This is a genomic window from Micromonospora sp. NPDC007271 (assembly GCF_040634005.1).
GTDB lineage: Bacteria > Actinomycetota > Actinomycetes > Mycobacteriales > Micromonosporaceae > Micromonospora.
Genome location: NZ_JBEYER010000076.1, coordinates 1 through 19,115 on the forward strand (window position 1 = coordinate 1; position 19,115 = coordinate 19,115).

Below are 19,115 nucleotides of genomic sequence, written 5' to 3' on the forward strand. Positions count from 1 at the left end.
GTGACCCATCCCCCGGCTGCCCGATCCTCTACGCCACCCGGACGGCGTCAAGGGCCCTACGCGTCGGCACGCCGATGGCCTACGGCCACCCTTGACCCCGACCGGGTGCCGCAGTCCTTGGCACCTATCAGGGGGATGGGGGCAGACTGGCGGCCACCTTCACCCGGGAGGCTGGCCGGTCTGCCGGCTGCCTAGCAAGGGGATCCGCAGCAACCGCGGTTCCGCTAATTGGCTGATGCTGGGGACGGCGGCAGCGCTACGCGCCGGCCCATCCCGAACTCCTCTACTTCGTCGTCTGTGACCATTGCAAAGGCACCAGCAGGCACCCGGTCGAGGGCTGCCACCTCAGAGGCAACCCGTAGCAGGGCGCTCTCACTGCTGCCAGTGATGAAGAAGATGTAGACGTCCCCGTCTTCTTCCCCGTCGTCGTACTCCTGGACGTCGCCCTGCTCATCCAGGTCCGCCAGGAAGTCCTGAACATCATCGATCCATGAGAACGGGTACTCGTCATCTGCGAGCCCAGGAGCGGCCAGTAGCGGGACGTGGATCTCAACAACCATCTTCGGCATGGCGGTGATTCTTGCCCGGGGCTGAGGTGCCTGCGGCGGCGGGCCATCCATGGGCCAGTACCCAACGGGCCGAGCGGTCACGGGCGGGCACGAGAGGTAACCGGGTCGGCTTCCGCGAGCAGGCATCTCGGGCATCACGACCGCTTGAGCACGCTCTTCCAAACTGACGGTTCGGACGAATCAAGGCTCCCGCGTTGAGGAAACGGCGGCTGCGGCGATCGCCTCCGCGACGCACTCATAGTCCTTGACCAGCGGGCCGACCAAGCGCGGTTCGGCCTCGACTGCCTCAACCAACCCACGCACCAGGTCGCGAATCCTGGCCTCGTGCGTTGGCTGGCGGATGCGAGGGTGCCTCCGATGGAAGCTGTGCCAACGGCGTAGGCCGACGTCGACGAGCCGTTCACGATCATTGGGTGACGCGATGGGACATCCCTGATCCCACAGGTCGGCCAACGCCGCCAAGGCGACCGCGCAAGCTGGTTCGACCATCCTCGCCTCCCCGTTGCTTCCGATGATCCATCGCGACGGTACAGCCATCCGTACAGCCAAGCGCGCCCGCTTACGCCGACGCTGCCCGACAACGACGGACGGGCTGACCAGGTGTGCAGCCGCCCGACCAGCCATCCGCGATCTTCTTCTAATCCCAAGGCCGACGCGCCCCGTCGACGCCGGCCCTTGACAGCCGCCATTGAGACTCGTCCGGTTGGGCGCTCCACCTTGTCCCCGTCCATGGAGGCTGGACGGTCTGTCGACTGCCCGACGAGGAGATCCGCTTTACCCGCCCGGTACGGTTGTTGACCATGCAGCGGTTGGCGCTCTTCGATCTCGACAACACGCTCGTGGACCGTTCGGAGGCATTCCGGCGCTGGGCGGTCGAGTTCTGCGCCGATCGCGAACTGCCGGACGACGCGTTGGCCTGGCTGATCGCTACGGATCAGGACGGGTCCGTGCCCCGTGACTGGTTCTTCGGCGAGGTGACGGAGCGTTTCGGACTGGCAGCCTCGGTGGATGAAGCATGGAGGCAGTACCGACGCCGGATGCCGGAGTTGGTGAGCTGCCCCCAAGAGGTGTTGGCGTCGCTGACACTGCTGCGCGACGACGGCTGGACGGTCGCGATCGTGACCAACGGTCAGGCCGACAACCAGCTAGGGAAGATCAGGCGTACTGGGCTGGACCGATGCGTCGATGCCTGGGCAGTGTCCGGGGAGCTGGGCATCCGGAAGCCAGCACGCGAGATCTTCGAGGCGGCAGCCCGTGGGTGCGGCCTCGATCTGTTGGGCGGCGGCTGGGCGATCGGTGACAGCCCTGTACTTGATGTCGAGGGTGGCCGCACGGCAGGGCTTGCCACCCTCTGGGTCAGCCGGGGGAAGGACTGGCCGGCGGAGCTCACCCCGCCTGACCGCACCGTCACGGACGTCGTGGCCGCTGTCCAAGTACTGCGAGGCGAGGACTCCTCCGAAGGCCAGCATGGGCCATCCGTGGGCCAGTAACCGTGGCGCGCAGCGGTCACGAGCGGGCACGAGATGCACCCCAGCGAGCCGGCAGCCGCAGGCGTCGGGCATCACGGCCGGTTGAGCACGCTCTTCCAAACTGCGGCTACGACCCGGCGCTGGGCCAAAACTCGTCGTCCTCCTCGTTCGGCGACGAAGGGGCGTACTGCCGCGGGGCGCCGTTGCGAATCATCCAGACGCGGAAGAACCAGTCCTCTTGGTCCATCACGAAGAGCTGCGCGGCCTTGGGGTTGCGCCAGGCAAGGGAACCGAAGTGGTCCACAACAGCAGCGAGGTCGGCATGGTTGAGCGCGCCGGCGTACACCTGACATTCGGGGCTCTTGTGCCCGCCCCACTGGTTGTTCGCGTCGGTGATCAGGCGCAGGTAGCCGCAGCCCCCGGGCTCATGCCTACCTCACGACGGGGGCACTCCTTGTCGAGCCACTCGCCGAACGCCTCGGCGTTGAGGCGGTCCTGCGGGTACACCGACAGCATCACGTTGGCCACCCAGCTGACCGCATCCCCCAATCCACGCCGGGACGGTACAGCCTTCCGTGCAGCCGAGACCACCCGCTGACACCGACGCGACCCGACAACGGCAGACCGGCTGACCAGGAAAGCAGGCACCTGACCAGGCATCCGCGATCTTCTTCTAATCCCAAGGCCGCAGGTTCGAATCCTGCCGGGCGCACCACCCTCACCCCAGGTCATCAACGACCCGAAGCGCATCCTCCCGGCGCAGTTCCCGGGCCACCGGCAGACGAAGAGGCGCGCCTCGATCTAACCTGGCCGCATGAGGAAACGCCTGCGGGTCGTGTTGGGACTGGCCGTGGCTGGCCTGCTCGCCGTACCGGTCGCCGTTCTCGGCGTCCATGTCACCCATCCTCGTGACGAGGACGGATACCTGACGTACCTCAAGCAGTACGGCGACCGGCAAAGCGACGAGCCGCTGCAGGTGCTGCCGCCGACCGCAGATCTGATCGCCGAGGGTGACACGGCCTGCGACTGGCTGCGCGAGCAGCCGTACGCCCTCTGGCGGCACGACGCGAAGTACGGCGAGGTGGCGATCCATCAGCGCTATCTCCGCCACGTCGGCGACCGCTCGCCGAAGTGGGGCAATGCCCTGCCAGGTCTGGGGTCGGTGGCAGGGGCGGCCTGGGGCTACCTCTGCCCGGCGGACCGGGAGCTACGGCAACCCCGCCGCCACCCCTTCGCCCCCAAGCCAGATTGACCAACGCTACCGCCCTGGTCGTACCCCTACGTACCGTTCCGACTACCCGAACCGGTCGGCGAGCTCGGTCAGCTTGGCGACGTAGGCCGGCCAGTCGTAGTCGTTGGGGACATTGGTGTTCTCCCGCTGCCAGCCGATCGCCCCGTCGTGCTGCTCGCGCATGATGTCGGCCTGGCCTGCGTGACGGGCCAGGTCATAGATCACGTGGACGATGATCCGTTGCAGGGTCACGTCCTGCCCGCCTGGCCCCCACCACGGCACCCGCCCCGGGGCGTCGAGCGGTAGCTGCTCGATCGTCTGGTCAGCGAAGGCCGCGACCCGACGGTAGAGGTCGATCAGCCCGTCTTTCGTCTCGTCCTCCCGCGCATACCAGTCTGCTTGCGGGTCCTCCTCGTACGCCGCCATCGGGACCAACTCCTCGGGTGTCGGGAACTCGCGCCCGAAGGTGGCCCCGAAGTAGCCGGCTTCGACATTGAGGCAGTGCTTGAGGACCCCCAGCAGGTTGTTGCCGGTCGAGGTGCGGGGCAGTCTGGCATCGCGTTCGCCAAGCCCGTCGAGCTTCCAGATCACGTCCTCGCGAGTCGCCCTGAGGTAGTGGTGCAGCACGGTCTTCGGGTCGCCCATGTCAGCCATGCCTGCCAGTCTGCCTTCTGCGGCCGAGCCGTTCAGCTAACTGATCATCAAATGACCCGGCGTTGGCTCCCGAGAAATCGAGTTTGGAGAGCTGAGCGGCACAGGTGAGCCTGCTCATGCCGCCACCCCGGCTGGCAGCCTCCGGTGGTGAGTGGACCGGAGCGAAGAGTGCACCTGCTTCGGCATCAGACGCCCGCCCGGCGGAGACGGTGGCGCTCCAGCCGCTCCGCCCGGAACTTGTCGAGGGCGTCCGCCAGCCGAAGACATCCGCAGAGGGTGCATGCAGAGCAATTGTTCCGCTCGTGGTACTCGACGCAGTACGACGCGAGGATGACGGCGAACGGGATCTCAGGCACGCCAACCTCCGGCCCGATACGCCTGTCCGCGAGTCAGCAACGGTGCGCGCTGGTACTCCATCGTCGGCTCGTTTGCCCAGCCAGGTCCGGAGTTTCGGCGGATCTGGACCGGCGTGACCGCCTGCGGGCTGAGTGCTCCCGAGCGGTTCTGATAGAGCGTTGCTGGACCCGTCAGGTCGGCGGATTCCCTTCGCCCGACCCACCGGCTCCGCGTCCAGTTCCGCCACTTCGACAACATCCGTACCTCCTCTTGTTCCGGGCTCGCCGCCAACCGTAAACCTGTACGTCTATAGACGTCTAGTACGTACCGCAAGTCTAGCGCGTCCAGGACGTTGAAGAGGGTGGTGTCATGGTCGATCCGCTGTCGCCGACACCGCTGTACGTCCAGGTCGCCGATCTCGTGGCGAAGCGCATCGCGGACGGCGAACTGGAGCCGCTTCGCCCGATCCCGAGCGAGTCACAGCTACAGCAGGAGTACGGCGTAGCTCGGGGCACGGTCCGGCAGGCAGTACGTCTGCTGCGGGAGCGCGGGCTGGTCATGACGGTCCCGCAGCGGGGCACCTACGTCGCCGAGCAGCCTGGAAAGTAGGCACAAAGGCCCAGCTCGCCTCGACATCCTGCGGGGGCGCCTACGGTTCCGCCAGGTGGTCGGGCTGGCCCTCGATGTGTGGAGCAGATCGGCTGGGCACGGACGAAGCGGGCCACCTGCTGACCTTGTGAGCTGAGCGCAGCCCGGCTCGGGCAGGCTCCGGGCTCAGCTTCCGTTCAGCCGTGGCCTCCCCTGGCCGAGGCGTGCGACCCCCAGCATCGGCCGGGCCGGCCGGCCATGCTGGGGGTCCTCACGCTGTGCGGTGAAGCACGCCGCGGGTGACTCGGACCGCGAGCCAGATGCCGCCGCCCAAGAGACTCAGACCGAACAAGGCGAGTATCACAGCCGAGGCCGCGTTCATTGGGGCCAGATTACGTCCACTCTCGACGCTGGTCAGCGCACGTGCTCGGGACGTACGCCGATGCCGGCCAGCCGGGCGGGGAGTGCCTGCAGCGCTGGGAACCGCTTCACCAGGCGGATCGGCGCCGGGGCCTCGATCCGGCCGGTGGCGTGCAGCAGCGGGTCGACGATGCGCCGCTGCGCGGCGCGCTGGATGTTCTGGGTCACCACCGTCGGGAAGCGCCGGCGCTTCTGCACGGCGGCGAGGTCCGCCTCGGTCACCGGCTGCCCGGCGGCGAGCTTCGGGCCCAGCATGCGGGCGGCAGCCGCGGCGTCCTGTACCGCCAGGTTGATACCGACACCGCCGATCGGGGACATGGCGTGCGCGGCGTCGCCGATGAGCAGGGCGCCGGGCACGTGCCACCGCTCCAGCCGGTTGAGCTTCACCGTCAGCAGCTTGACGTCGTCCCAGGTGGCGAGCTCACCGACGCGGTCGGCGAGGAGCGGGTGCCGCCGCGCCACCTGCTCCCGCAGCGCCTCCAGCCCGGCCGCGCGGATCTCGTCGTAGCCGCCCTTGGCGATGACGTACGCGCACTGGTGGTAGTCGCCGCGGTCGATGGCGAGGATCAGCCCGCCGGGGCCGACCCGCATCGCCAGGCCGTCGCCGTCGGTGGATCGGCGCGAGATCCGGAACCACAGCACGTCCATGGGCGCGGCGTAGTCGACCGGCCGCAGGCCGAGCTCCCGGCGTACCGCCGAATCGCGGCCGTCACAGGCGACGGTGAGCGAGGCCCGAATCTCCCGCTCGCCCTCCGGGCCGACGGCCCGCACCCCGGTGACGGCGCCGGACGCGTCGCGGAGCAGGCCGGTCACGGTGGTGGAGCGGAGCAGCGTGAAGGCCGGGAACTTCGCCGCCTCGGACGCGAGCATCTCCAGGAAATCCCACTGGGGCACGAAGTACAGGTAGTTGTGGGGCGCCGGCAGGCGCGTGAAATCCGCGACCGGGTAGGTGCCGTCGTCGAAGGTGGCGCGCAGGGTGCCGACCTTGCGCCCGGGCAGTGCCGCCATCCGTTCGCCGAGCCCGATCTCGTCCAGCATGTCCAGCGTGGAGGGGTGGACGGTGTCGCCCCGGAAGTCGCGGAGGAAGTCCGAGTGCTTCTCGAGCACCGTGACTTCCACCCCCTGCCGGGCGAGCAGCAGCCCGAGGACGAGACCCGCGGGCCCGCCGCCGACGACACAGACGCTGGTCTTCATGAACTCTCCCCAATCGCAACTCGTGTTGCTTTTTCAGCCTGCCATCATGGGGAGGCGTAACGCAACAGCCGGTGCGATAGAGGAGGTGTCGATGTCCGTTGGCCAGCGACCGGGCGGGCGCAGCGCCCGCGTCCGGTCCGCGGTCCTCGCGGCCACCCGGGACCTCCTCGTCGACGGGTACGCCGACCTGACCGTCGAACGGATCGCCCAGGCAGCCGGCGTCAACAAGACGTCGATCTACCGCCGGTGGGCCGACCTGGAAGGCGTCCTCGGCGACCTGCTCAGCGAGTACGCCGATGTGGTCGTCCCGGTCCCGGACACCGGCGACCTCGACACCGACCTCGAAGAACTGGCGTTGCTGGTCCGGCGCGGCATGACCGGCGAACCCGGCGAGCTGGTCACCGCCCTGGCCGCGGCCGCGCCCCGCAACCCGCGCGCCAGGCAGGTCGTCCGCGGCTTCTTCGCCGAACGGTTCGGACTGGCCACGGCCATCGTCGACCACGCCGTCGCCCGCGGCGAGCTGCCCCGAGACACCGACGCCCGGGCCGCGATCGAAGTCCTGGGCGCGCCCTTCTTCCTACGGCTGCTCGTCGTCGACGAGCCCATCGACGAGGAGTTCGCTCGACGCACCGCGGCCGCGGCCGCCGCGGCCCTCCGCGCCGGCGTCTTCAGCCCTGCGCGCGGGCCCCGTCCGGTTCTGGAGGTCGCGAGTGGCCCGACGAGCGAACTGCCCGAGTAAGCGGGGCCTCATGTCTTTCTGCTGTCGCCCCCGGCCGCTAGTCTGCGCGCCATGGTGACCGAGACGGACCTCCGGCTGGGCGACGGCCGCACCCTGCACGTCTACGACACCGGCGGCGACGATCGGCTCGCCGTCTTCTGGCACCACGGCACACCCAACATCGGAGCCCCACCCGCGCCCCTCTTCGCGGCCGCCGACGGGCTCGGGCTGCGCTGGGTGTCGTACGACCGTCCCGGCTACGGCGGCTCGACCCCCTTCCCCGGGCGGGACGTCGCCTCCGCCGCCGACGACGTCGCCGCGGTGGCCGACGCGCTGGGGATCGCGCGGTTCGCCCTGATGGGCCACTCCGGCGGCGGTCCGCACGCGCTGGCCTGCGGCGCGCTCCTGCCCCACCGGGTGGTCGCGGTGGTGAGCGGCGCCGGGCTCGCCCCGTACGACGCGAAGGGGCTGGACTGGTTCGCCGGCATGGTGCCGTCCGGGGTGGCGTCGCTGCGCGCTGCGGCGGCGGGCCGGGAGGCCAAGGTGGCGCACGAGACCTCGGGCGTCGAGTACGACCCGGAGTTCACCCCGGCCGACCTTGCCGCGCTGCACGGCGACTGGTCCTGGTTCGACAGCGTGGTCGGCCCGGCGACGCAGGCCGGGCCGGGCGGGTTGATCGATGACGACCTGGCATACGTCTCGCCGTGGGGCTTCCGCCCGGCGCAGGTCACGCCGCCGGTCCTGCTGTTGCACGGTGACCGGGACGGGATCGCGCCGGTAGCGCACGGCGAGTGGCTGGCGCGGCACTGCCCCGCCGCCGAGCTGCGCCGCTGTCCGGAGGATGGCCACATCTCGGTGCTGCGGCACGCCGGGTCGGCACTGAACTGGCTGCGCGCACGAGCCGACGCCGTTCGGCATTAGCCGCCGACGCGAGCAGTGACTCCCGCGGTCACTGGCAGATCCGCCAGTTCCCGTCCTCCTTCGTCAGGCGGTACGTCTGAGTGGTGGGCATCCCCTGCCGCATGGTGTACCGCACGGTCGCCGACCCGTACGCCCGGCCGTTGGTGTTCTGGACGTTCAGGCCGACGATCTCGTACCCGTCCAGCGGCGTCCCGTCGGACTGCTGGCGGACGAAGTCGTCCTGGCTGAACCGGTCCCGCAACTCACGGCAGAGCTGCCCATACGCGGTCGGGTAGTCCTGGCTGACCAGGGCGCCGGCGTAGGTGTCCACGGTGGTCCTGGCCGGACCGAGGGCATCCTTCGCAGCGCGGTAGATGAAGAAGCCGCCGATGGAGCCGCCGACGCAGCAGAGGGCGAGCACGACACCGACGACGGTGAGCACGACCCGGGTGGTCCGCGACTTCTGTGGTGGTGGCCCCATCATTGGCTGGTACGTCATGCCCGGAGGGTAGGGGGCGGCCGCCACCCCGGCGGTAAACGAGATGCCGCGGGTGGGTCGGCCGGTCCACCATCGACGAATGCCACAGCATCGACCGGCCGAACCCGACATCCGGCGGTACTACACCGAGGTCTTCGCCGAGGCGGACCGGCTGCACCGCACGCCACAGGGGCGCCTGGAGGCGAGGCGTACCCGGGACCTGCTGGCCCGCGCGCTGCCCGCGCCTCCGGCGGTGGTGCTCGACGTGGGCGGCGGCACCGGCGCGTACGCGGGGTGGCTGGCCGGGGCCGGCCACCGGGTGCACCTGGTCGACCTCGTGCCGGCGCACGCGGCGGCCGCCCGTACGGCGTACCCCGAGGTGACGGCGACCGTCGGCGACGCCCGCGAGCTGCCGCTTCCCGACGGCTCGGCCGACGCGACGCTGCTGCTCGGCCCGCTCTACCACCTGCCGGACCGGGCGGACCGGGTGACCGCGCTGCGCGAGGCGGTCCGCGTGACCCGTCCCGGCGGCCCGGTGGTCGCGGCGGTGATCAGCCGCAACGCGGCGCTGATCGACCTGACCGCGCAGGGCCGGGTGGACGAGCGCAGTCGCCCGCTCCTGCTCGGGGCGTACGCCACCGGGGTCAACGACCCGGAGACCGGCTTCACCACCGCCTACTTCCACCGGCCGGAGCAGCTCGTCGAGGAGTTCGCCGCGGCCGGGCTGCCGGCACCTCGGCTGTACGGGGTGGAGGGCCCGCTCTGGCCGCTGCTGAACGCGCTGGACAGCGGCCCGGACGACCGGCTCTTCCACGATGCGGTGGCCTGCGCGGCGGCGTTCGAGCAGGATCCGGCGGTGCTCGGGGCCAGCGCGCACCTGCTGGCGGTCGCGCCCGCCTGACCCGGCCGGGTCTTCCTCGGGCTGCCGCGACACCCCGCGGACGGCGCCGGGCGAGCGACACGGCGTATACCGAGGGTGACCAGTTGCGGTTGGGCATGTTATTCTCCGGCGTCAATCTAGGCTGCCCGGACGCACCCGGTCGCTGCCGGAAGGGCCCTCCCCCCATGCCGGTCGTTGCCGCCACGACCTCACCGCCGACCGCCCTGGACCGGCCGGCCGGCGGCGCGTTCACCCTCGTCTTCACCGCCCTGCCGGCGCTGCTCCGGTTGACCTGCGGCCTGGTCGGCGCGGTGGTGGCCCTGACGGTCCGGACCCCACCCGTCCGGGTGGCGCTGCTGGTGCCCGCGGTCGCCGTGCTGACCGCCTGGTCCGTCTGGTACGCCGTCCGCGCGCTGCGGCACGGAGCCACCGGCCCGATGGTGGCCGGCGACGTCGCGCTCACCACCGCGACCGGGCTGGCGATCCCGTGGCTGGTCGCGCCGGAGGTGCTGCCGGGCGAGGTGAGCTGGGTCGCGGTGCTCGCCAGCACCACCGTGATCAACGCGCAGACCACCGCCCCGGCCCGCTGGTCGATCCCGGCCGGCCTGCTGGTCACCGCCGGCTACGCGACCGGCGCGACCGCGGCCGGCAACCGGGTCGAGGCGTGGGCGCACGCGACGACGCTGCTGGTGCAGATCGGCATCACGGCGGCGCTGGTCGCGGTGATGCGTCGCCGGATCGGCCGCGCCGACGCTGGCTTCGCCGACTACCAGCGGCTGGCCCGCGAGGCGGTGGTGGCGCGGGCCGCCCGGGAGGCCGAGCGGCGGCAGAACCGCGACCTGCACGACACGCTCCTCGGCACGCTGACCATGGTCGGGCTCGGCGCGGTACCCGGCCCGTCGGCCACGCTGCGCGAGCGGTGCGCGGCGGACCTGCGTACCCTCGCCACCCTGGCCGGCACCAGGTCGGCGCCGGCGGCCGGCCCGGTGGCGCTGGACGACCGGCTGCGGGCGGCCCTTGCCCGGCTGCCCGAGCTGCCGGTGGCCGCGACGCTCGCGCCGTGCCTCGTGCCGTCGGACGTCGCCGGGGCGCTGGCCGACAGCGCCGCCGCCGCGCTGGCCAACGTGGTCCGGCACGCGCCGGGTGCCACCGCGACGCTGCGCCTGGCTGGGGACGCGGGCACCGTCGTGGTCGAGGTGGCCGACGACGGCCCCGGCTTCGACCCGGCCACCGTCCCCGCCCACCGGTACGGGCTGCGCGAGTCGATCGTGGGGCGGATGGCGACGGTGGGTGGCCGGGCAGAAGTGACATCCGCCCCTGGTGCCGGCACCCGGATCCGGCTGGAGTGGACCGGTGTCGGCTGATCTGGGCGAGGCCCTCGACGACGTCAACCGCCTGCCCGCCCCGGCGGCCGGCGGGACGCGGCGCGACCGGTCGGGACCGGCCGGCCGGGCGGCGAGCGCGGTGGCGAGCGCCTCCGACCGGGCCGCCCGGATCGCGGCGGTCACCATCGCGCTGGCCTGGCACCTGGCGATCGACCTGCCGGCGCTGCTCGGCGCCGGGTCCGCGCCCGCCGCCACGGCCGTGATCGCCGCGGCGTGGCTGGTGGCCGCGGCGGTCGGCGTGGCGGCCGGCGTACGCCTGCTGCGTGGTGGCCTGCCGTCCGCCGGGCGGCTGGCTGCGGTGCTGCTGGTGGTCGACGTGGCGGTGTTCGCGGCGGTCGGCGGCGGGCAGCTGTTCGCCGCCGGGAACTGGGCGTGGGGCGGCCTGGTCTGGTTCTTCCTGCTGGTGCTCTGGCGACGGCCGGTCGGGTGGCTGCTGGCGCTGCTCGGCGCGCACGCGGCGATCGCGCTCGTCGCGGTGGTCGCGTTCGACGCGACCGCGCCGGCCGACCTCGCCCGCTACGCGATGTACGTCTACGGCACGTCCTCGCTGCCGGTCGCGGTCTTCGTCGGCGCCACCGCGCTCGCCGCCCTGGCCTGGGACCGGGCCGACACGGCCGCGGCGACGGCGGCGGTCGAGACGGAACGGGTGGTGGCGGAACAGGCCCGGGCGGAGCGGCAGGCACGGCTCGGCCTGGTCAGCGGCACCGCCGAGGAGGTGCTGGTCGCCCTCGCCGCCGGCGACGCGGACCCGGCCGATCCGGCGGTGCGCCGGCGCTGCGTGCTGGCCGCGGCCCGGCTGCGCCGGCTGATCGCCGAGTCGGACGACGTGCCCGATCCGCTGCTGCACGAACTGCGGGCCGCCGCCGACCTGGCGGAACGCAACGGCCTGCCGATCGAGCTGGTCGCCATCGGCGTCCCACCGGAACTGCCGGTCGAGGTCCGCCGGCGGCTGGCCGACCCGCTCACCGCGGCGCTCGCCGACGCCCGCGCCTGGGCGCGGCTGACCGTGGTCGCCGGCCCGGACGAGGTGGTGGCCAGCCTGGTCACCCCCGACCACGACGGGCCCGGGACCACCGGCCCGCCGGGCGGGGACGGGGACGGAGGCGGGCCGGTGGAACTCGGGCACGAGCGGGACGGGGAGATCAGATGGACGCAGACCCGGTGGCGGCGGTGACCGCCGGGCGGCCCGTCGGCGTGGCGATCGTGGACGACCACCCGGTGGTGATCGACGGGGTACGCGCCTGGCTGGCCGGCGAGCCACGGCTGCGCGTACTGGCCACCGGGGACGACCCGGACGTGGTGCTGCGGGCCGCCCCGGAGGCCGAGGTGGTCCTGCTCGACCTGCGGCTGCACGGGCGGATGGTGATCGACAAGCTCGCCGAGCTGAGCGCCGCCGGCCGGCGGGTGGTGGTCTACTCCGAGCACAGCGACCCGGCCACCATGCTCGCCGCGCTCGACGCCGGGGCGGTGGCGTTCCTCGCCAAGCACGAGGGGCGCGAACACTGCGTGGCCACGGTGCTCGCCGCGGCGAGCGACCGCCCGTACGTGCCGCCGGCGCTGGCCGGGGCGATGGTCGGCGACCCCGGGCCGGACCGGCCGGCCCTGTCGGACAAGGAACGTGAGGCGCTGCTGCTGTGGTTCCAGTCGATGTCGAAAGCGTCGGTGGCTCGCCGGATGCGGATCAGCGAGCACACGGTCAAGCAGTACCTGGACCGGGCGCGGATCAAGTACACCCGTGCGGGCCGGCCGGCCGCCACGAAGGCGGCGCTGCTCGCCCGGGCGATCGAGGACGGACTCGTCCGGCCGGAAGAGATCGGCATCTACCGGTCACAGGCGGCCACCGACCGGCCGACCCCCTAACGGGTGTCGTGACACCCGACGTCGCGTCGGCCAGGCTCGGATCATCGCCAACCGTCTCCGGAAGGTCGTGACCGTGCAGAAGGACGCCGCACCCTTCTTCATCGGGCCACACCGCTTCGACGCGGACGACGCCGCCCGTCCCGCGCTCGACCGGCGCCACGCGCTGGTACCCGAACCGGGCGAGCGGGTGCTCGCCCAGCACCGGCTCGGCGTGGCCGGTCAACTGCTCGGCCCCACCGAGAACGTCCGCGCCTGGGAGCTTCCCGCCCCGGCGACGGTCACCGTGACCGACCGGCGGCTCGCCTACGTCTGCCCCGACGCCGAACTGTCCGTGGTGCCCGGGCGGGACGACCGGACGGCCGCCCGGCACCGGCGCCCGGTCCGGCTGTCCCGCCTGGTCAGCGGGCAGATCCGCTGGCAGTGGCCATCCCGGCTGGAGTTGGCCGACGGCCCCGACGGTGACCTCGAACTGCGGGTGGTCTGCGACGCCCTGCGGACCATCCGGCAGCCGGCGCTCGCCCTCGCCGGCCCGGACGCCCTGATCATCACGCTGGCCCGACAGGTACGCCGCGCGGTGGCCGCGTTCCGGCTGGTCCGCCCCGAACTGGTGGAACTCTCCCCGCCGGAGCGGGACACGCTGCTGTTCCGGGTCGGCGGAGCGCCCGGGCCCGCCCGGGGTGCGGTGACCCTGCCGGGGTCACTGCCGGTGGAGTTCCTGTCCCGTGACGACTACTACCGCCCGGCGCGTAGCGCCGCCGGAGGCCGATGAGCCTGCCGGGACGCTACGACCTGATGACGTGCCCGACCCGGGGACGGGCCGACCCGGCCCGCCTGCCCGCCGCTTCCGCTCTGCCCGTGGCAGATTCGGGTCGCGCGCCGGCCGGATGACCGGTGACCATGATCGGATGACCGAACGTGGGGTGCTGCTCTGGATCCACGGCGGCGGCTGGCGGGTCCGGTACCACGAGGACGGCGGCGCGCTGGCGTCGCTCGGGCTGCGGGTGGTCGCGGCGACCTACCGGTTCGTCGACGAGGCACGCTGGCCGGCCCAACTCGACGACGTACGCGCGGCCGGCCGGGCGGCCCGGGCTGCGGCGGACGGGCTGCCGCTGCTGGTCGGGGGCGACTCGGCCGGCGGAATGCTGGCCCTGCACCTCGCCCTGCGCGGGCTGGACCAGCCGGGCGACGTCGCCGCGGCGCTGGCGTACTGGGCGCCGGTCGACCCGCTGGACCCGCAGTACCGGCGGATGCGCGGGCACGACGATCCGTGGACCGACCTGCTCGGCCACCCTCCCGCCCCGGGCGACCCGGCCACCGTCGACGCGGCGGTGGCGTCCCACCTCGGGTCCGGCGTACCGGTGCTGCTGGTGCACGGGCGCGCGGACGCGGCAGTGCCGGCCGGGCAGTCGGTGGAACTGAGCGGCCGGCTGCTCGCCGCCGGCCACCCGGTGCACACCTGGATCACCCACGGCGGGCACGCCCTCGACCTGGCCCGGCCGGACATCCGGGCGGTCACCGCCGCGTTCCTGGACACCGTCCTGCCGCGGTGATGCCTGGTCAGGCGGCCAGGCTGTGCACGTCCAGCCGACCCCGGGCGAAGGCGTCCACCTTGCCCCACCGGCCGGGAATGTCCAGCACCTCGATCCGCCCCATGCCCACCGGCAGACGCGGGTCGACCGACAGGTGCCCCTCGTGCGGCTCCAACCCGAGCATCGTCCGGATCAGCAGCAGCGGCGTCCCCGTCGACCAGGCCTGCGGGCTGCACGCCGTCGGATACTCCACGGGAAACTTGGTCAGTTCCCGGTGGTAGCCACCGAACGCCTCCGGCAGCCGGCCGTCGAAGTACCGCGCCGCGTCCAGGATGCCGTCGGCGATGACGGCCGCCTCCTCGGCGAACCCGTACCGGCGCAGGCCCCAGGCGATGAAGGAGTTGTCGAACGGCCAGATCGTGCCGTTGTGGTAGCCGATCGGGTTGTAGCGGACCTCGCCCTCGGCCAGGGTGCGTACGCCCCAGCCGGAGAAGAGCCGCGGCCCGACCAGGTGCTCGGCGATCTTCGCCGCCCGGCCCTCGTCGACGATGCCGCTCCACAGCAGGTGCCCGATGTTGGAGCTGAGCACGTCACACGGCCGGCCGTCGGGGTCCAGCCCGAGGGCGTAGTACTCGCCGTCCGCCACCCACCAGTCACGGTTGAACCGCTCCTTGAGCGCCGCCGCTTCCCGTTCCAGCTGGTCGGCGTAGGCCGGGTCGTTCCAGAACTCCCGGGCCAGCCGGGCGGCTCGCATCTTCGCGTCGTACGCGTACCCCTGCACCTCGCAGGTGGCCCGCGGGAACGGCGGCAGCTTGCCGTCGGCGTACGAGATGGAGTCCCACGAGTCCTTCCAGCACTGGTTCTCCAGGCCGGTGTCGGTGTTCCGCCGTTCGTACCAGATGTAGCCGTTGCCGGCCAGATCGGCGTAGTCGTCGACCCACTTCAACGCCGCCCGGCACTCCTGTTCCAGCTCCTTGACCAGCGCGACGTCGCCGCTCCACTTCTCGTACTCGTCGAGGAGCACCACGAACAGCGGTGTCGCGTCCACCGAGCCGTAGTACGGCGAGTGCGGCTGTTCCTCGAAGGCGGCCGTCTCGCCGTACCGCATCTCGTGCAGGATCCGGCCCGGGTCCTCGTCCCGGAAGTCGTCGAACCGGGTGCCCTGCAGGGCACCGAGGATCCGCAACGTGGTCTTGGAGAGCGCCGGCGCGAACGGCAGCACCTGCAGGCAGGTGAGGATGCTGTCCCGGCCGAACATCGTCATGAACCAGGGCAGGCCGGCGGCCGGCAGGGTCTGCCCACCGAGGGAGATCGGCGAGAAGCGCAGCGCCGCCAGGTCGATCAGGCTGCGCCGGTACGTCGAGGCCACCACGCCGTGCTCGCTGTTGACCTTCGGCGCCCGGGCGATCCACTCCTCCAGGTCACGCTGAATGTCCGGCCGCTCGGTCGAGCGCAGCCCCATCCGCAGGTCCCGGCCGCCCGGGCCGATCGCGGTGGTCCGCACGGAGATTTCGGCGTCCCACTGCGCGTTCGGTTCCAGGTGGATGGTCCAGGCGAACCCGTCGCGGTCGTACCGGGCCGGAACGGAGGCGGAGATGATCGTCTCCCGCCGGAAGTTGCCCCGCCGGTAGCCCAGCCGGAGCCGGTCCGGTTCGGCCTCCGAGTAGATCTCGCCCTTCTTGTTCAGAATCTCGTCCTTCACCTGGAACAGGTCGGCGAAGTCCGAGCCGGCGTCCATTCGTACTTCCAGGTCGACGGCCTTCTCGTCGTGGTTGAGGATGGTCAGCGTCTCCCGGAAGCTGCCGCACACCGCGCGCTCCCGGATGATCGACAGCTTCGCGTCGACGTAGTGCGTGGCCATCCCGGGCACCAGGAAGAACCGGGCCTCGAAGTACTGGAGGTCGTCGTACGACAGGGAGTTGAGCCGCTCCCCGTTGACGGTCAGTACCCACTTCGACAGGAACCGGGTGTCGATGGCGAAGAGACCGGTCGGTTCGCTCGGCGTCGCCTCGATGTCGCCGGTGTCCTCGGAGACGATGAACGTGTTTCCGTCCAGGATCCGGACGGTGTTGGCGCCGGCCATCAGGACGCCTCCTTTCGGAACACGCGCCGCGGGCCCTGCGAGCCGGCGGGACCGGGCAGGAGCCGTTCGACCTGGAGCAACAGCCGCAGGTCGCCCGACACGGTCATGTCGCCACGGAGCAGGGCGGAGATGGCGTTCTCCTGGCCGGTGACCAGCTCGTCGAAGAGGCGCGGGCTGGTCCCCACCACCGTGTCGGCCTCCCGGTCCTCCTGCCGGACCCGGAGGTTTCCCCGGTCGATCTGCAGCAGCCAGTGTCTGGTCTGCGCGCCCTCGTGCAGGTCGAAGCGCAGGGTCCCGGAACTCTTGGCCAGCAGCGGTCCGAACCCCTGCCGGTCCAGGTCCTCGAAGAACCTCGTGGTCGCGTCCACCATCCGGTCCACTCCTCCCGCGATCCGCGGCATTCGACGTCCGAGGAGGGGTCCCCGCCGGATACGCCGTCAACCTCGCCCGGATCGGGTGAGGCGTCGCCCGGTCACTAGCGGTCCTGCACGGCGCGCCAGGTCTCCCCGTCGTACCGTGCGGCAGCGCGGAAGGGGCGCCGGAAGCACGCGAACGCCGGCCCCCCCGGGCGGAGGGCCGGCTTCACCCGCGGCGGACGGGTCAGTTGTTGGGATCGTCGGCGCTGATGTCGGCGAGCACCGACTGGGGCTCGCGCTCGACCGCGAGGTCACCCATCGAGATCAGCCCGACCAGGCGGCCGTCGTCGATCACCGGCAGCCGGCGCACCGCGTACGTCCGCATCAGGTCGGCGGCGGCCACCGCGTCGTCGTACTGGCTCACCGTCACCACGTCCTTGCTGGTGATCTGGTTGAGTCTGGTCGTGTTCGGGTCCATGTTCTCGGCGACGGCGCGGACCGTGATGTCGCGGTCCGTGACGATGCCGACCACGTTGTCGCCGTCGGTGACCACCACGTCGCCGATGGCGCTGTCGCGCATCTCCTGCGCTGCGGCGGTGAGGGTGTCGTTGCCGTCCATCGTCACCAACCGGGTCGTCATGAACTCTCCGACCGTTGTCATGGTGCTCCCCTCTCGGTTCGGCACCGCCGTCTACCCGCCGGCCCGCTCCGGGTAACCCGGCCGCGTTCGGCGGTGCCGGTCAGCGGCGCGGGGGCATCCCGTAGACGCGCTCGACGCGCAGCCGCAACACCAGCCGCCGCTCGGCGACCATGGCCCGCCGGAAGTCGTCCCAGTCCGGGTGTTCGCCCTGCACCGCCCGGTAGAGCCCGACCAGCTCCTCGACGGTCGGGTCGTCCGGCCGCTCGGCCACCGGGGTCAGCTCGGCCCGCGCCTCGGCCACCGCGTACGCCCAGCCGTCCTCGCTGCTGACGTGGAAGCTGGCCCGCGGGTCGCGGCGCAGGTTGGCGGTCTTGGCCCGGCCGTCGGTCACCGAGACCCGGATCAGGCCCGGCCCGCGGTCGAAGGAGTAGACCACGTTGGACAACTGGGGGCGGCCGTCCCGCTTGATGGTGGCCAGCACCCCGAGCCAACGGCTCGCGATGAGGTCGGTCAGGGCCTGCCGGGTCTGCTCGTCCGCCATGGGGTCCTCCAGGTCGACGCGTCGTGGTCGCTTCCATCCCACCGCGCCATCGCTCGTGCCGCTAGAGCGGGGCCGGACCGGCGTGTCGGCCAGGCGGAGCCGCGTACCGCCGAAAGCGATATGCCGCAGAGGCATAAATATGCCTCTGCGGCATATCAGTCAGAACCGTTCCACCGACCGCCGCAGCCCGCCAGGGGGCAGGGTGCCGGAGCGGAGCCGGGTCAGCGACGCTCGGCGGCGACCAGCTCGGCGAGCTGCACCGCGTTGAGCGCGGCGCCCTTGCGCAGGTTGTCGTTGGCGCAGAACAGGGCCAGGCCGTGCTCGACCGTCTCGTCGGCCCGGATCCGCCCGACGTACGTCGGGTCCTGGCCGGCCGCGTCCAGCGGTGTCGGCACGTCGACCAGCGCCACGCCCGGTGCGCCGTCAAGCAGCTCACGGGCGCGGGCCGGGGTGATCGGGCGGGCGAAGCGGGCGTTGATCTGGAGCGAGTGGCCGGTGAAGACCGGCACCCGGACGCAGGTGCCGGAGACCTTCAGCCCGGGAATCTCCAGGATCTTCCGGCTCTCGTTACGCAGCTTCTGCTCCTCGTCGGTCTCGAAGGAGCCGTCGTCGACGATCGAACCGGCCAGCGGCAGCACGTTGAACGCGATCGGGCGGGCGAACGAACGCGGCGCGGGGAACTCGACGGCCGTCCCGTCGAAAGCGAGCCCGGCCGCGTGCTCCGCGACCTTGCGGACCTGCTCGTCCAGCTCCGCCACGCCGGCCAGGCCGGCGCCGGAGACCGCCTGGTACGTCGCGACGACCAGGCTGACCAGCTCGGCCTCCTGGTGCAGCGGGCGCAGCACCGGCATGGCGGCCATGGTGGTGCAGTTCGGGTTGGCCACGATGCCCTTCGGCCGATCGGCGATGGCGTGCGGGTTGACCTCGGCGACCACCAGCGGCACCTCGGGATCCATCCGGAACGCCGACGAGTTGTCGATGACCACCGCGCCGGCCCCGGCGACCCGGGGGGCCAGCTCGCGGGCGGTGCCCTTGCCCGCCGAGAAGAGCACGATGTCCAGCCCGCGATAGTCCGCGGTGGCCGCGTCCTCGACGGTGATCTCGCCGTCCCGCCAGGGCAGGGTGCGCCCGGCCGACCGTGCTGAGGCGAACAGCCGCACCTGCTCCGCCGGGAACTCGCGCTCCGCCAGCACCCGCCGCATCACGCCACCGACCTGGCCGGTGGCCCCCACAATGCCGATCCTCATGCCCGCGAGGCTACCCAGCCGGACGCCCGGACCGGGA

Annotated in this window: 24 protein-coding genes; 11 read left to right on the plus strand and 13 right to left on the minus strand. The window is 72.0% G+C overall.

Annotated features, from left to right (window positions below; translation table 11 throughout):
- Positions 1-224: 224 nt before the first annotated feature.
- Entirely contained in the window at positions 225-569 is a 345-nt protein-coding gene (locus ABZ570_RS24135; protein WP_358067758.1) for a hypothetical protein, read from the minus strand.
- Positions 570-749: 180 nt separating this feature from the next.
- Positions 750-1,058, minus strand: coding sequence for a hypothetical protein (locus ABZ570_RS24140; protein WP_358067761.1), 309 nt, complete (start codon positions 1,056-1,058; stop codon positions 750-752).
- A 311-nt stretch (positions 1,059-1,369) separates the two neighbouring features.
- On the opposite strand from ABZ570_RS24140, the gene ABZ570_RS24145 reads away from it, so the two are divergent.
- Positions 1,370-2,059 (plus strand): HAD family hydrolase, encoded by a 690-nt coding sequence (locus ABZ570_RS24145; protein ID WP_358067764.1) that lies wholly within the window; start codon positions 1,370-1,372, stop codon positions 2,057-2,059.
- 106 nt (positions 2,060-2,165) lie between these two features.
- Here ABZ570_RS24145 and ABZ570_RS24150 read toward each other — a convergent pair whose 3' ends face one another.
- Positions 2,166-2,384: a hypothetical protein gene (locus ABZ570_RS24150; protein WP_358067767.1), complete on the minus strand. Its 219-nt coding sequence runs from the start codon at positions 2,382-2,384 to the stop codon at positions 2,166-2,168.
- A gap of 50 nt (positions 2,385-2,434) precedes the next feature.
- Positions 2,435-2,566, minus strand: a complete 132-nt coding sequence (locus tag ABZ570_RS24155) for a hypothetical protein (protein WP_358067770.1) — start codon at positions 2,564-2,566, stop codon at positions 2,435-2,437.
- A gap of 286 nt (positions 2,567-2,852) precedes the next feature.
- Here ABZ570_RS24155 and ABZ570_RS24160 point away from each other — a divergent pair, with 286 nt between their 5' ends.
- On the plus strand, positions 2,853-3,290 hold the full coding sequence (locus ABZ570_RS24160; protein ID WP_358067773.1) for a hypothetical protein: 438 nt from the start codon (positions 2,853-2,855) through the stop codon (positions 3,288-3,290).
- 42 nt (positions 3,291-3,332) lie between these two features.
- Here the strand turns inward: ABZ570_RS24160 and ABZ570_RS24165 are convergent, their stop codons facing one another.
- Positions 3,333-3,923, minus strand: a complete 591-nt coding sequence (locus ABZ570_RS24165; RefSeq protein WP_358067776.1) for a DinB family protein — start codon at positions 3,921-3,923, stop codon at positions 3,333-3,335.
- A 185-nt stretch (positions 3,924-4,108) separates the two neighbouring features.
- Entirely contained in the window at positions 4,109-4,279 is a 171-nt protein-coding gene (locus ABZ570_RS24170) for a hypothetical protein (protein WP_358067779.1), read from the minus strand.
- Between the two features lie 349 nt (positions 4,280-4,628).
- On the opposite strand from ABZ570_RS24170, the gene ABZ570_RS24175 reads away from it, so the two are divergent.
- Positions 4,629-4,868, plus strand: coding sequence for a winged helix-turn-helix domain-containing protein (locus ABZ570_RS24175; RefSeq protein WP_358067782.1), 240 nt, complete (start codon positions 4,629-4,631; stop codon positions 4,866-4,868).
- Positions 4,869-5,261: 393 nt separating this feature from the next.
- Here the strand turns inward: ABZ570_RS24175 and ABZ570_RS24180 are convergent, their stop codons facing one another.
- Entirely contained in the window at positions 5,262-6,461 is a 1,200-nt protein-coding gene (locus ABZ570_RS24180) for an FAD-dependent oxidoreductase (protein WP_358067785.1), read from the minus strand.
- Positions 6,462-6,552: 91 nt separating this feature from the next.
- Here ABZ570_RS24180 and ABZ570_RS24185 point away from each other — a divergent pair, with 91 nt between their 5' ends.
- Both ABZ570_RS24185 and ABZ570_RS24190 read left to right on the plus strand, forming a co-directional pair.
- Positions 6,553-7,200 carry a TetR/AcrR family transcriptional regulator gene (locus tag ABZ570_RS24185; protein WP_358067788.1) on the plus strand — a complete coding sequence of 216 codons (648 nt, stop codon included), beginning with the start codon at positions 6,553-6,555 and terminating at the stop codon, positions 7,198-7,200.
- Between the two features lie 51 nt (positions 7,201-7,251).
- Positions 7,252-8,100 (plus strand): alpha/beta hydrolase, encoded by an 849-nt coding sequence (locus ABZ570_RS24190; RefSeq protein ID WP_358067791.1) that lies wholly within the window; start codon positions 7,252-7,254, stop codon positions 8,098-8,100.
- Positions 8,101-8,128: 28 nt separating this feature from the next.
- Here the strand turns inward: ABZ570_RS24190 and ABZ570_RS24195 are convergent, their stop codons facing one another.
- Complete coding sequence (locus ABZ570_RS24195) at positions 8,129-8,578, minus strand: hypothetical protein (RefSeq protein ID WP_358067794.1); 450 nt, start codon at positions 8,576-8,578, stop codon at positions 8,129-8,131.
- A gap of 79 nt (positions 8,579-8,657) precedes the next feature.
- On the opposite strand from ABZ570_RS24195, the gene ABZ570_RS24200 reads away from it, so the two are divergent.
- The 6 genes from ABZ570_RS24200 to ABZ570_RS24225 all read left to right on the plus strand — a co-directional run bounded on the left by ABZ570_RS24200 (position 8,658) and on the right by ABZ570_RS24225 (position 14,232).
- Positions 8,658-9,458, plus strand: a complete 801-nt coding sequence (locus tag ABZ570_RS24200; protein WP_358067797.1) for a methyltransferase domain-containing protein — start codon at positions 8,658-8,660, stop codon at positions 9,456-9,458.
- A 164-nt stretch (positions 9,459-9,622) separates the two neighbouring features.
- Positions 9,623-10,801 (plus strand): ATP-binding protein, encoded by a 1,179-nt coding sequence (locus ABZ570_RS24205; RefSeq protein ID WP_358067800.1) that lies wholly within the window; start codon positions 9,623-9,625, stop codon positions 10,799-10,801.
- A 31-nt stretch (positions 10,802-10,832) separates the two neighbouring features.
- Positions 10,833-11,996, plus strand: coding sequence for a hypothetical protein (locus ABZ570_RS24210; protein WP_358067896.1), 1,164 nt, complete (start codon positions 10,833-10,835; stop codon positions 11,994-11,996).
- A complete protein-coding gene (locus tag ABZ570_RS24215; protein WP_358067803.1) occupies positions 11,969-12,682 on the plus strand; it encodes a response regulator transcription factor in 714 nt (237 codons plus the stop codon). The genes ABZ570_RS24210 and ABZ570_RS24215 overlap by 28 nt, the downstream gene beginning before the upstream one ends.
- Before the next feature lie 73 nt (positions 12,683-12,755).
- On the plus strand, positions 12,756-13,451 hold the full coding sequence (locus tag ABZ570_RS24220; protein ID WP_358067806.1) for a hypothetical protein: 696 nt from the start codon (positions 12,756-12,758) through the stop codon (positions 13,449-13,451).
- A 136-nt stretch (positions 13,452-13,587) separates the two neighbouring features.
- On the plus strand, positions 13,588-14,232 hold the full coding sequence (locus ABZ570_RS24225) for an alpha/beta hydrolase (protein WP_358067809.1): 645 nt from the start codon (positions 13,588-13,590) through the stop codon (positions 14,230-14,232).
- 7 nt (positions 14,233-14,239) lie between these two features.
- On the opposite strand, the gene ABZ570_RS24230 is transcribed toward ABZ570_RS24225, so the two are convergent.
- The 5 genes from ABZ570_RS24230 to ABZ570_RS24250 form a co-directional block, all read right to left on the minus strand.
- Complete coding sequence (locus ABZ570_RS24230; RefSeq protein ID WP_358067812.1) at positions 14,240-16,294, minus strand: glycogen debranching N-terminal domain-containing protein; 2,055 nt, start codon at positions 16,292-16,294, stop codon at positions 14,240-14,242.
- Positions 16,294-16,665 carry an SCP2 sterol-binding domain-containing protein gene (locus tag ABZ570_RS24235; RefSeq protein WP_358067815.1) on the minus strand — a complete coding sequence of 124 codons (372 nt, stop codon included), beginning with the start codon at positions 16,663-16,665 and terminating at the stop codon, positions 16,294-16,296. The genes ABZ570_RS24230 and ABZ570_RS24235 overlap by 1 nt, the downstream gene beginning before the upstream one ends.
- Positions 16,666-16,894: 229 nt before the next feature.
- A complete protein-coding gene (locus ABZ570_RS24240; protein WP_358067818.1) occupies positions 16,895-17,311 on the minus strand; it encodes a CBS domain-containing protein in 417 nt (138 codons plus the stop codon).
- A gap of 79 nt (positions 17,312-17,390) precedes the next feature.
- On the minus strand, positions 17,391-17,831 hold the full coding sequence (locus ABZ570_RS24245; RefSeq protein WP_358067821.1) for a PPOX class F420-dependent oxidoreductase: 441 nt from the start codon (positions 17,829-17,831) through the stop codon (positions 17,391-17,393).
- A 221-nt stretch (positions 17,832-18,052) separates the two neighbouring features.
- Positions 18,053-19,078 (minus strand): aspartate-semialdehyde dehydrogenase, encoded by a 1,026-nt coding sequence (locus tag ABZ570_RS24250; protein ID WP_358067824.1) that lies wholly within the window; start codon positions 19,076-19,078, stop codon positions 18,053-18,055.
- Between the last annotated feature and the right edge of the window lie 37 nt (positions 19,079-19,115).